Origin of the sequence: Pseudomonas weihenstephanensis (assembly GCF_001043055.1) — a bacterium.
GTDB lineage: Bacteria > Pseudomonadota > Gammaproteobacteria > Pseudomonadales > Pseudomonadaceae > Aquipseudomonas > Aquipseudomonas weihenstephanensis.
In genome coordinates this window covers 312354-324943 of the sequence record NZ_JYLF01000004.1, presented here as the reverse complement: position 1 = coordinate 324943, position 12590 = coordinate 312354, and the positions used below count along the sequence as shown (strand labels likewise).

Here is a 12590-nt window from a genome sequence, read left to right as displayed (position 1 = left end):
CCGATGACTAGTTTGCATGCCGACGAGGCGTTTCTCGGTCACTTCCAGCTCAACCACGACCCTTTTGCCCCCCGGGTGCCTGGGTTCAAGTTTTTCCCGGCCCAGCGCAAACCGGTGTTGGGTCAACTGCATCACCTTGCCCGCTACAGCCAGTTGCTGCTGGTCGTCACCGGCCCTGAGGGCAGCGGTAAAACGTTGCTGCGTCAGGCGTTGGTCGCCAGTACCAACAAACAGTCGGTGCAAAGTGTGGTGGTGTCGGCCCGTGGCGCCGGGGATGCGGCAGGCGTGTTGCGCCAGATTGCCCAAACCCTCAACGTAGCCCATGCCGATGTCGGCTCGATTCTGGCGCAAGTGGTGCAATTGGCCCTCACCGGCCAAGAAGTCTACTTGCTGATCGACGATGCCGAGCAGCTCGATGACTCTGCACTGGAAGCCCTGCTGGCGCTGGCAGGCGGCACGCCCGAAGGCCGTCCGCATGTGTTCCTGTTTGGCGAGCCGTCGATGATTGCCGGGCTTGAGCAACTGAGCGCGGACGAAGAACGCTTTCACGTCATCGAATTGCAGCCTTACACCGAAGAAGAAACCCGCGAATATCTGGCGCAGCGCCTTGAAGGGGCGGGCGCCGGAATCGAACTCTTAAGCGCGCAACAGATCTCAGAGATACACGAAAGCTCCGATGGCTGGCCTGGCAACATCAATCAGGTCGCCCGCGATGCAATGATCGAAGCCATGATTGCCAGCCGCACAGCGGTCAAGCGTCCAAGTATGGGGTTCAACATGCCGAAAAAACACGTATTGGCCATTGGTGCCGTAGTGGTAGTGGCCGTCGCCGCCGCCATTCTGATTCCGGGTCGCGGCAAAACACCGACGGCGCCCAATGCCGAGCAAGCCCAATTGCCACTGGGCCAGGCCTCACCTAACGGCGCTAACCCGTCGGTTGACTTCGCCGGCTCTTCGCAGCCTATGCCGCTGCCGCTGGTGGGTCAGTCGCAGCCAGTGATGCGTGGTCCTTTGGCTGAAGCCGCAGGCGGAATTTCTGAAGGCGATGACGGCGGCGTGCCTGCGGTCGAAGGTGGTGCCAATGTGCCGCCGACCGTGACCACCACTGCACCGCCTGTGGGTGTGCCAGCAGGCCCTGAGCCCGTGCCAACGCCTGCTCCTGCGCCACGTCCGGCCCCCGCGCCGGTTGTCGCCGCCAAGCCGACGCCAGCACCTGCTCCGGCAGCCAAGCCAGCACCTGCGCCAGCGGCCAAGCCTGTAGCCAAACCAGCCGAAAAACCGGTGACGCTGGCCAAAGCAGCACCGGGTGGTAGCTGGTACAGCAGCCAGCCAGCGGGCAATTATGTAGTCCAGATCGTGGGCACCAGCTCCGAAGCGTCTGCGCAAAACGTCGTCAAAGAAGTAGGCGGCGACTCCCGTTACTTCAAAAAAATGCTTAACGGCAAACCGTTGTATGTCGTGACTTACGGCAATTTCTCAAGCCATGCCGCGGCCACCGCCGCTATCAAGAGCTTGCCAGCGAAGATTCAGGCTGGTAAACCTTGGCCTCGCACTGTCGCCAGCGTCCAACAAGAACTGGCAGCCGCTCGTTGATGCCCCGGCGACCTTACCCAGGTCGCCGTGCTTCACACCTAACATTCCTGCTTGCGCATGCGGCTTTTCAAGCCGTGTGCCTTGTGGTGTCTGCGCCTTGTGGCAGTCAACATCAAAAATGTTTTGACTAGCACAAGTAATCTCTTTAAACCTTTCATAAATGCGACACGAATGTACGGTTAATCGCCGCTTAATTTGTGGGTGTTTCTGGCGGTGTGTAGAATGACCACCCTTTTGCCCCTGCCAAGCTGGCGTACGTTCAGCGCGGGAAGCAAGTGGTTGAATTAAAAAGAAATTTGCCCCTTTTTGGGGCAGCCTGGTGAGAAAGTGTCTATGAAAGCAGGTCTGTACCACCCCGACGAATTCAAGGATAACTGTGGTTTCGGCCTGATTGCCCATATGCAGGGCGAACCCAGTCATACCCTTTTACAAACAGCCATTGAGGCACTGACCTGCATGACCCACCGCGGTGGGATCAACGCAGACGGCAAAACCGGCGACGGTTGTGGCCTGCTGATTCAAAAGCCTGATCTGTTCTTGCGTGCAGTCGCCAAAGAACAGTTTGGTGCCGATTTACCCAAGCAATACGCGGTCGGCATGGTGTTTTTCAACCAAGACCCGATCAAGGCCCAAGCGGCCCGCGACAACATGAACCGCGAAATTCTCGCGGCCGGCCTGCATCTGGTGGGCTGGCGCAAAGTACCGATCGACACCCGCGTGCTGGGTCGTCTGGCGCTGGAGCGTTTGCCGCAGATCGAGCAAGTGTTCATCGCAGGCGATGGCTTGAGCGATCAGGACATGGCGATCAAGCTGTTCAGCGCTCGCCGTCGTTCGTCCGTGGCCAATGCTGCCGACACCGATCACTACATTTGCAGCTTTTCCCACAAGACCATCATTTATAAAGGCCTGATGATGCCGGCGGACCTCACCGCCTTCTATCCGGACCTGAGCGATGAGCGCCTGCAAACCGCGATCTGCGTGTTCCACCAGCGCTTCTCCACCAACACCTTGCCGAAATGGCCGCTGGCCCAGCCCTTTCGCTTTCTTGCCCACAACGGCGAAATCAACACCATCACTGGCAACCGCAACTGGGCGCTGGCCCGTCGCACCAAGTTCGCCAACGACCTGATCGGCGATTTGGACGAACTCGGCCCGCTGGTCAACCGTGTGGGTTCTGACTCCTCCAGCATGGACAACATGCTGGAGTTGATGGTCACCGGCGGCATCGACCTGTTCCGTGGCGTGCGCATGCTGATACCCCCTGCGTGGCAAAACGTTGAAACCATGGACCCCGACCTGCGGGCGTTCTATGAGTACAACTCCATGCACATGGAGCCGTGGGACGGCCCGGCGGGCGTGGTCATGACCGACGGTCGCTATGCCGTTTGCCTGCTCGACCGTAACGGCCTGCGCCCGGCGCGTTGGGTGACCACCACCAACGGCTACATCACCATCGCCTCGGAAATCGGCGTGTGGAACTACCAGCCAGAAGACGTGATCGCCAAAGGCCGTGTCGGCCCCGGCCAAATTCTGGCGGTGGATACCGAAACCGGTCAGGTGCTCGACACCGATTCCATCGACAACCGCTTGAAGTCGCGCCATCCGTACAAGCAATGGCTGCGCAAGAATGCCCTGCGCATTCAGGCCACCATTGATGACCACGACCACGGTTCGGCGTTTTATGACGTCGACCAGCTCAAGCAGTACATGAAGATGTATCAGGTCACGTTCGAGGAGCGCGACCAAGTGCTGCGCCCGCTCGGCGAGCAAGGCTACGAAGCCGTCGGCTCGATGGGCGACGACACGCCAATGGCGGTGTTGTCCCAGCGTGTGCGCACCCCGTATGACTACTTCCGCCAGCAGTTCGCGCAGGTCACCAATCCGCCGATCGACCCGTTGCGCGAAGCCATCGTCATGTCGCTGGAAATCTGCCTCGGTGCCGAGCGCAACATTTTCCAGGAATCCCCTGAGCACGCTTCGCGCGTGATCCTCAGCTCGCCGGTCATCTCGCCTGCCAAGTGGCGCTCGCTGATGAACCTCGACCTGCCGGGTTTCGAGCGTCAGATCATCGACCTCAACTACGACGAGAGCCTTGGGCTAGAAGCCGCGGTGCGCAACATTGCGGACCAGGCCGAAGCAGCGGCCCGCGCGGGCCGTACCCAGATCGTGCTGAGCGACCGTCATATCGCGCCGGGCAAATTGCCGGTTCACGCGTCGCTGGCTGTGGGGGCGGTGCATCACCGCCTGACTGAAAAAGGCCTGCGTTGCGACAGCAACATCCTGGCCGAAACCGCCACCGCCCGTGACCCGCACCACTTTGCCGTGCTGATCGGTTTCGGCGCTTCGGCGGTGTACCCGTTCCTGGCCTACGAAGTGCTGGGTGACCTGATCCGCACCGGTGAAGTGCTGGGCGACCTCTACGAGGTGTTCAAAAACTACCGCAAAGGCATCACCAAGGGCCTGCTGAAAATTCTGTCGAAGATGGGCATTTCGACCATCGCCTCGTACCGTGGCGCGCAGTTGTTTGAAGCCATTGGTTTGTCTGAAGAAATCTGCGACATGAGCTTTCGCGGCGTACCAAGTCGTCTCAAGGGCGCCCGGTTTGTCGACCTTGAAGCCGAGCAGAAACTGTTGGCGGCCGAAGCCTGGAGCGCGCGCAAGCCGATCCAGCAAGGCGGACTGCTCAAATACGTGCACGGTGGCGAATACCACGCCTACAACCCGGACGTGGTCGCCACCCTGCAAGCGGCTGTGCAACAAAGCGACTACAGCAAGTTCAAGGAATACACCGCTCTGGTCGACAAGCGCCCGGTGTCGATGATCCGCGACCTGTTGCAGGTCAAAACCCTCGACACGCCGCTGGCCATCGACCAGATTGAGCCGCTGGAATCGATCCTCAAGCGTTTCGACTCGGCCGGTATCTCGCTCGGAGCATTGTCGCCCGAGGCCCATGAAGCCCTGGCCGAAGCCATGAACCGCTTGGGCGCACGCTCCAACTCCGGTGAAGGCGGCGAAGACCCGGCGCGCTACGGCACCATCAAAAGCTCAAAAATCAAGCAAGTGGCCACCGGCCGTTTCGGCGTAACCCCCGAATACCTGGTCAACGCTGAAGTGTTGCAAATCAAAGTTGCGCAAGGCGCCAAGCCGGGCGAGGGCGGGCAACTGCCGGGCGGCAAGGTCAACGGCCTGATTGCCAAATTGCGTTATGCCGTACCGGGCGTGACCCTGATTTCGCCACCGCCGCACCACGACATCTACTCAATTGAAGACTTGTCGCAGCTGATTTTTGACTTGAAACAGGTCAACCCCAAAGCGCTGGTCTCGGTGAAGCTGGTGGCAGAAGCGGGCGTGGGCACCATCGCCGCAGGCGTGGCCAAGGCCTATGCCGATCTCATCACCATCTCCGGTTATGACGGTGGCACCGGCGCTTCGCCGCTGACCTCCATCAAGTACGCGGGCGCACCGTGGGAGCTGGGTCTGGCTGAAACCCACCAGACCCTGCGCGGCAACGACCTGCGCGGCAAAGTGCGGGTGCAGACCGACGGCGGCCTGAAAACCGGCCTCGATGTGATCAAAGCGGCGATTCTGGGTGCCGAAAGCTTCGGCTTCGGTACGGCGCCGATGATCGCACTGGGCTGCAAATACCTGCGTATCTGCCACCTCAACAACTGCGCCACCGGCGTGGCCACGCAGAACGAATCACTGCGCAAAAACCACTACATCGGTACGGTCGACATGGTGGTCAACTTCTTCACCTACGTGGCCGAAGAAACCCGCGAGTGGCTGGCCAGGCTCGGCGTGCGCAGCCTCGAAGAACTGATCGGGCGCACCGACCTGCTGAACCTCCTGCCGGGCGAAACGGCCAAGCAGCAGCATCTGGACCTGACGCCGCTGTTGGGCAGCGACCATATCCCGGCGGACAAACCGCAGTTCTGCCAAGTGGAGCGCAACCCGCCGTTCGATAAAGGCCTGCTGGCCGAGCAAATGCTCGACATGGCACGTTCGGCCATCAACGACCTGAGCGGTGCCGAGTTCGACCTCGACATCTGCAACTGCGACCGTTCCATCGGTGCCCGCATCTCGGGTGAAATCGCCCGTGCCCACGGCAACCAGGGCATGGCCAAGGCGCCGGTCACGTTCCGCTTCAAAGGCACTGCGGGTCAGAGCTTTGGTGTGTGGAACGCCGGTGGTTTGAACCTCTACCTGCAAGGCGATGCCAACGACTACGTAGGCAAAGGCATGACAGGCGGCAAGCTGGTGATCGTGCCGCCGACCGGCAGCGTGTACAAAACCCAGGACAGTGCGATTATCGGCAACACCTGCCTGTACGGCGCCACTGGCGGCAAACTGTTTGCGGCGGGCACCGCGGGCGAGCGCTTCGCCGTGCGTAACTCCGGTGCTCACACCGTGGTTGAAGGCACGGGCGATCACTGCTGCGAATACATGACGGGCGGCTTTGTCTGCGTGTTGGGCAAAACCGGTTACAACTTCGGCTCAGGCATGACTGGCGGTTTCGCCTACGTGCTGGATCAGGACAACACCTTCGTCGACCGCGTTAACCACGAACTGGTTGAAATTCAGCGCATCAGCGGCGAAGCGATGGAGGCGTACCGCAACCATCTGCAACACGTGCTGGACGAATACGTCGAGGAAACCCACAGCGAGTGGGGCCGTAATCTCTCGGAAAACCTCGATGATTACCTGCGTCGTTTCTGGATGGTCAAGCCCAAGGCTGCCAGCTTGAAATCGCTGCTTTCCAGCATCCGTGCCAACCCGCAGTGATATGCGCCTGAATAGTGTGATGAGGTTTTAACCATGGCTGAACGTCTGAGTAACGACTTCCAGTTCATCGATGTCGGGCGCAAAGATCCGAAGAAGAAACTGTTACGTCAACGCAAAAAAGAGTTCGTGGAGATCTACGAACCGTTCAAACCCCAGCAGTCGGCCGAGCAGGCCCACCGCTGCCTGGGCTGCGGCAACCCGTACTGCGAATGGAAATGCCCTGTGCATAACTTCATTCCCAACTGGCTCAAGCTGGTGGCCGAGGGCAACATCCTCGCCGCCGCCGAGCTGTCGCACCAGACCAACACCCTGCCCGAGGTGTGCGGCCGGGTGTGCCCGCAAGACCGCCTGTGCGAGGGTGCCTGCACCCTCAATGACGGCTTTGGCGCCGTGACCATCGGCTCGGTCGAGAAGTACATCACCGACACCGCTTTCGCTATGGGCTGGCGCCCGGACATGTCCAAGGTCGTACCGACCGGCAAGCGAGTGGCCATCATTGGTGCCGGGCCTGCGGGCCTGGGTTGCGCTGACGTGCTGGTGCGCGGTGGCGTGACCCCGGTGGTGTTCGACAAAAACCCGGAAATCGGTGGCCTGCTGACCTTCGGTATTCCCGAGTTCAAGCTCGAAAAAACCGTGCTCAGCCATCGGCGTGAAGTCTTTACCGGGATGGGGATCGAGTTCCGCCTCAACACCGAAATCGGCAAAGACATCAGCATGGAACAGCTGCTGGAAGAGTACGACGCGGTCTTCATGGGCATGGGCACCTACACCTACATGAAAGGGGGGTTTGCCGGTGAAGACCTGCCGGGCGTGCATGATGCGCTGGATTTCCTGATCGCCAACGTCAACCGCAACCTGGGCTTCGAAAAGTCGCCGGACGATTTCGTCGACATGAAAGGCAAAAAGATTGTGGTACTGGGGGGGGGCGACACGGCGATGGACTGCAACCGCACCTCCATCCGCCAGGGCGCCAAGTCCGTGACCTGTGCCTATCGTCGTGACGAAGCCAACATGCCCGGCTCGCGCAAAGAGGTGAAAAACGCCAAGGAAGAAGGCGTCAAGTTCCTCTATAACCGTCAGCCGATTGCCATTGTGGGTGAAGGTCGCGTCGAAGGCGTGAAGGTGGTTGAGACCCGTCTGGGCGAGCCGGATGCGCGTGGCCGCCGTAGCCCGGAGCCGATTCCGGGGTCCGAAGAAATCATTCCGGCGGATGCGGTGATCATCGCGTTCGGTTTTCGCCCAAGCCCTGCGCTGTGGTTTGAACAGTTTGAGATCCAGACCGACAGCCAGGGCCGCGTGATTGCGCCTGAACAGTCGCAGTTCAAGCACCAGACGAGCCACCCGAAGATTTTTGCCGGTGGCGACATGGTGCGTGGCTCTGACCTGGTGGTGACCGCGATCTTCGAAGGCCGTACGGCGGCCGAAGGGATCATGGATTATTTGGGGGTCTAAAAACCCTCACCCTAACCCTCTCCCAAAGGGAGAGGGGACTGATGGGGTGTGTACCGCAGATTTATGTACCACCATAAAAAAGCCCCCTCTCTCAACAGGAGAGGGGATCAATTGGGTGTGTGCCAGAGATTTATGTAACGCTATAAAACAGCTCCCTCTCCCTCCGGGAGAGGGTTGGGGTGAGGGCAAAGCGTCACCCTAAACGCGGCAAATCGCCCCGATAGATAAAAGGCACGGCTCTTGCCGTGCCTTTTGCGTCCGTCTCTGAGAAAATGCCCCCACTTTTTTTCCGGATGCTGACATGACTGATCTCAAGAATGACCGTTTCCTTCGCGCTTTGCTCAAGCAACCCGTAGACGTAACGCCTGTCTGGATGATGCGTCAGGCCGGTCGCTACTTGCCGGAATACCGCGCCAGCCGCGCCAAGGCCGGTGATTTCATGAGCTTGTGCAAGAACGCCGAGTTCGCCTGCGAAGTCACCATGCAGCCTCTGGACCGTTTCCCGCAGCTCGATGCCGCGATTCTGTTTTCCGACATCCTGACCATCCCCGACGCCATGGGCCAAGGCCTGTACTTCGAGACCGGCGAAGGCCCGCGCTTCAAAAAAGTGGTCAGCACCCTGGCCGACATCGAAGCGCTGCCAATCCCTGATCCGCAAAAAGACCTCGGCTACGTGATGAACGCGGTCAGTACCATCCGCAAAGAACTCAACGGTCGCGTGCCGCTGATCGGCTTCTCCGGCAGCCCGTGGACGCTGGCCACTTACATGGTTGAAGGCGGCTCGTCCAAAGACTTCCGCAAAACCAAAGCCATGCTCTACGACACCCCGCAGGCCATGCACTTGCTGCTCGACAAGCTGGCGCAGTCGGTGACTTCGTACCTCAACGGGCAGATTCTGGCCGGTGCGCAAGCGGTGCAAATCTTCGACACCTGGGGCGGTAACCTGTCGTCGGCGGCGTATCAGGAGTTCTCCCTGGCTTACATGCGCAAAATCGTCAGCGGCCTGATCCGCGAGCACGAAGGCCGCAAAGTACCGGTCATCCTGTTCACCAAAAACGGTGGCTTGTGGCTCGAAAGCATCGCCGATGCAGGCGCCGACGCGCTGGGCCTGGACTGGACCTGCGACCTGGGCGAAGCCCGCCGTCGCGTGGGTAACAAAGTTGCGCTGCAAGGCAACATGGACCCCACCGTGCTCTACGCCAACCCCGAAGCCATCCGCACCGAGGTTAAACGCATTCTGGCCAGCTACGGCAACGGTTCGGGCCACGTGTTCAACTTGGGGCATGGCATCACCCCGGAAGTTAAACCGGAACACGCAGGGGCCTTCATCAGCGCCGTGCATGAGTTCTCGGGGCAATACCATCAGTAAGTAGCGGTACGCAAAAGGCCCGGTTCTCGCTTGAGACCCGGGCCTTTTTTATGGCGGATTGAACGCTCAGGCGTTCTTCATATTTCCCGGCAACGCGGGCAGTTTGGCCAGGTGCAGTGCCACTAGCAGGGCAATCACCAACAAACCGCCGATAAACAGGCCAATGCCGTTCCACCCCGCGAGGTGCCAAAACACCCCGCCCAAGGTTCCGGCCACGCTCGAGCCTGCGTAGTAGCTGAACAGGTACAGCGACGACGCTTGGCCCTTGGCCTTGGTGGCGCGCCGGCCAATCCAGCTGCTGGCCACCGAGTGCGCGCCAAAGAAACCAAACGTGAACAGCAGCATGCCGATGACCACGAACGCGATCGGTTCAAGCAGGGTCAGGGCAATCCCGGCCAGCATCAGCACGATGACCGCCCACAGCACTTTGCGGCGCCCCAGTTTGTCCGCCAGCGCGCCAATTTGCGCCGAGCTGTAGATGCCCGACAGGTACACGATGGACAGCAAGCCCACCACGGCCTGGTTCATGTTGTACGGGTCGGCCAGCAGGCGATAGCCGATGTAGTTGAACAGCGTCACGAAGCTGCCCATCAGCAGGAACGCTTCGAGAAACAGCCACGGCAACCCGGCGTCGCGAAAGTGCATGGTGAAGCCGTCAAGCAGGCTGCGTGGGTTCATGGCCCGTGGGCGGAAGTTGCGCGACTCGGGAAGGATTTTTACGAACACCAGCGCCGCCGCCAGTGCCAGCCCGCCGATCACCAGCATCGCCGTGTGCCAGCTCACAAAGTCGATCAATACGCCGCTGATCAAACGCCCGCTCATGCCGCCAATCGCGTTGCCGCCGATGTACAACCCCATCGCCAGCCCGATGTGCTGCGGGTGAATTTCTTCACTCAAATAGGTCATCGCCACTGCGGCCAGCCCACTGAGCGATAAACCCACCAGCGCCCGGGTGATCAGTACGCCTTCCCACGTCGGCATCAAGGCACTGAGTACGGTAAAAGCGGCGGCTGAAAACAGCGCAAACACCATCACCGGTTTACGCCCAAAGGCGTCAGAAATAGGGCCGGTCACCAGCAGACCAATGGCCAGCATCGCGGTGGCGACCGACAGGATCAGGCTGCTTTGCGCCGCATTGATCCCGTATTCATGGGACAGCACCGGCATCATCGGCTGCACGCAATACAGCAGTGCAAAGGTCGCAAACCCGCCCGAGAACAACGCCAGCACCGTGCGCATAAACATCGGTGTGCCTTTTTCGATAAACACGTCATTGAGTTCAGCGACAACATCATCCAGCGCAGAAGGCGGGACTTCGTGGGCGAGCGGGGCAACAGCAGTTTTCACGGGGGACCTCAAAAAAACGTAAAGCCGGGCGGCAATGGCAAAAGAATATAGGCGGCTAACGATTCTTTCCAATATATTGTTCGACCTGTTTGATAGGTTTTACGACTCAATGGAGCCTGTATGGAACTGCGTCATTTGCGCTACTTCATCGCCGTCGCCGAAGAGCTGCACTTTGGCCGTGCGGCTCAGTTACTGGGCATCTCCCAACCGCCACTGAGCCAGCAAATACAGGCGCTGGAGCAGGAGTTGGGTGCGCGATTGTTCGAGCGCACCAACCGGCGCGTTGCACTCAGCGAAGCGGGACGATTGTTTTTGGAAGAGGCGCGTGTGGTGTTGGCGCAGGTCGACAAAGCCGCCGATGTGGCGCGGCGCGCGCAGTTGGGTGAACTGGGTGAATTAAAGATCGGCTTCACCTCATCGGCCCCGTTCAGCTCCAGCATCCCGCAGGCGATCTTTGCCTTTCGTCAGGCATTCCCCGCCGTGCACTTGAACCTCAAAGAAATGAGCAGCCGCGAAGTCGCCGAAGGGCTGGTGGATGAGTCCATCGAAGTGGGCATGATGCGCCCGCTGGTATTGCCCGATTCGCTGCATGCTGTGGAACTGTTCCGCGAGCCGTTGGTCGCCGTGATTCGCGCTGACCACCCGTTGGCCGAAGGCAGTGAAGACGGCTTGCACCTGGCGGCGCTGGCCGAAGAGCCGTTTGTATTCTTCCCGCGCAGTTATGGCAGCGGCTTGTACGCGCAGTTGCTGAGCCTGGCCCGGCAAGCCGGGTTCAGCCCGCATTTTTCACAGGAAGCCGGCGAGGCCATGACCATCATCGGGCTGGTGTCGGCGGGGTTGGGCGTGTCGGTTTTACCTGCGTCGTTCCAGCACATGCGTATCAAAGGCGTGGTGTACCGAGCGCTGCTCGACCCGGATGCCAACACCGCCGTGTGGCTGGTGCAACGCAAAGGTCAGCACTCACCGATGGCCCATGCGTTTGCCGACCTGCTGACACGCAAAACCGTCCCCAACATCCCGTAGGCGCTGGTGCAGGCTGCGATCTTTCTTAAGGTCAAAAGATCGCAGCCTGCACCAGCGCCTCCGGGAGGCACGGCAAGGCCGTGAGAGTACAACGTATCTACGAGGTCTTAGTTCACCTTCGCCAGATCACCCTTCAACGCCACGCCCGCGATGACCGCGCCCGCATGGCATTCGTAGGTTTTAGGGTCTTTGCGTTCGTTGCGTTTGTAGAAGCTGGCGATGTTGGTCACGGCGTTGGCCCCGACTTTTTTTGCCGCTTCGTGCATTGTGATCAGCGCCGATTGCAGGGCCCAAGAACAGGCTTGTTCGTCGCTTTTGTTGAAGGCGTTGGTCTTTTTGTTGGTCACAGCGCCCGGGCTGACCACGGTGACTTTGCCGCGTGGCGTGTTGCCTGCCAGGTAGAACTTGACGCTGCCGTCGATTTTGCCGCTGCTGATGGCTTCGGTCACCACCTGGTCAAATGGCAGGTACAGCGCGGTATCACGCGCCTGACTCACGGCTGGCAGGGTGCACAGCAGCAGGGTGGTGGCAGCGGCCAGAGTTTTGAATTGCATTGAAGTCTCCTTGACGTCAAAAAGGTGTGTTATTGCGGTTTTGCCAAAGCCGATTGCGACAGCTGTTGAGCGGTCTGTTCGTTCTGGTGGTCTTTCAACTCACGCAGGATGCCCTTGTCCAACAGGCGCACCCAACGGATGTAATTCTTGTGAATCTTGCCGTCCTTGTAGTCCAGGCCGCTGCTGTCGCGGTACTGGATACGGTAGTGGTCGGCGCTGTACGGGATGTCAATTTCGGCGTGGTATTGGCCGCGTACGGTAATGTGCGCCTGCACCAACTGCGGGGTGATTTTCTGTACCGTCCATTGGCGCGCGACCAGGGTTTTGACGATGGCGTGCTGCATACTCGCCCGGTCGGTCTGGATCGACACCGGCACGCTGCGGTCGGGGGTGAGCAGGCGTTTGCTGCTGCACGACACTGTGCTCAGCAGCGCCAGGGCGATCAGGGTTGCGCGTAACAGATAAGGCAT

At 60.0% G+C, this 12590-nt stretch carries 8 protein-coding genes; 5 read left to right on the top strand and 3 right to left on the bottom strand.

All coding sequences use genetic code 11. The features are described 5' to 3' along the window. Nucleotides 1–3 precede the first annotated feature (3 nt). The 4 genes from TU86_RS12090 to hemE all read left to right on the top strand — a co-directional run bounded on the left by TU86_RS12090 (nucleotide 4) and on the right by hemE (nucleotide 9196). Nucleotides 4–1593: an AAA family ATPase gene (locus TU86_RS12090; protein ID WP_048364544.1), complete on the top strand. Its 1590-nt coding sequence runs from the start codon at nucleotides 4–6 to the stop codon at nucleotides 1591–1593. A gap of 333 nt (nucleotides 1594–1926) precedes the next feature. Then, nucleotides 1927–6375: a glutamate synthase large subunit gene (gene gltB, locus TU86_RS12085; protein ID WP_048364543.1), complete on the top strand. Its 4449-nt coding sequence runs from the start codon at nucleotides 1927–1929 to the stop codon at nucleotides 6373–6375. A gap of 33 nt (nucleotides 6376–6408) precedes the next feature. Continuing rightward, a complete protein-coding gene (locus TU86_RS12080; RefSeq protein ID WP_048364542.1) occupies nucleotides 6409–7827 on the top strand; it encodes an FAD-dependent oxidoreductase in 1419 nt (472 codons plus the stop codon). A 301-nt stretch (nucleotides 7828–8128) separates the two neighbouring features. Next, the gene (gene hemE / locus TU86_RS12075) at nucleotides 8129–9196 is read left to right on the top strand and encodes a uroporphyrinogen decarboxylase (protein WP_048364541.1); all 1068 of its coding nucleotides are present in this window, start codon (nucleotides 8129–8131) and stop codon (nucleotides 9194–9196) included. Nucleotides 9197–9262: 66 nt separating this feature from the next. Here the strand turns inward: hemE and TU86_RS12070 are convergent, their stop codons facing one another. Further along, a complete protein-coding gene (locus TU86_RS12070) occupies nucleotides 9263–10495 on the bottom strand; it encodes an MFS transporter (protein ID WP_420850438.1) in 1233 nt (410 codons plus the stop codon). Nucleotides 10496–10663: 168 nt separating this feature from the next. On the opposite strand from TU86_RS12070, the gene TU86_RS12065 reads away from it, so the two are divergent. Further along, nucleotides 10664–11566: a LysR family transcriptional regulator gene (locus TU86_RS12065; protein WP_048364539.1), complete on the top strand. Its 903-nt coding sequence runs from the start codon at nucleotides 10664–10666 to the stop codon at nucleotides 11564–11566. 107 nt (nucleotides 11567–11673) lie between these two features. On the opposite strand, the gene TU86_RS12060 is transcribed toward TU86_RS12065, so the two are convergent. Then, nucleotides 11674–12120, bottom strand: a complete 447-nt coding sequence (locus TU86_RS12060; protein WP_048364538.1) for a hypothetical protein — start codon at nucleotides 12118–12120, stop codon at nucleotides 11674–11676. A 29-nt stretch (nucleotides 12121–12149) separates the two neighbouring features. Continuing rightward, a complete protein-coding gene (locus TU86_RS12055; protein WP_048364537.1) occupies nucleotides 12150–12590 on the bottom strand; it encodes a hypothetical protein in 441 nt (146 codons plus the stop codon).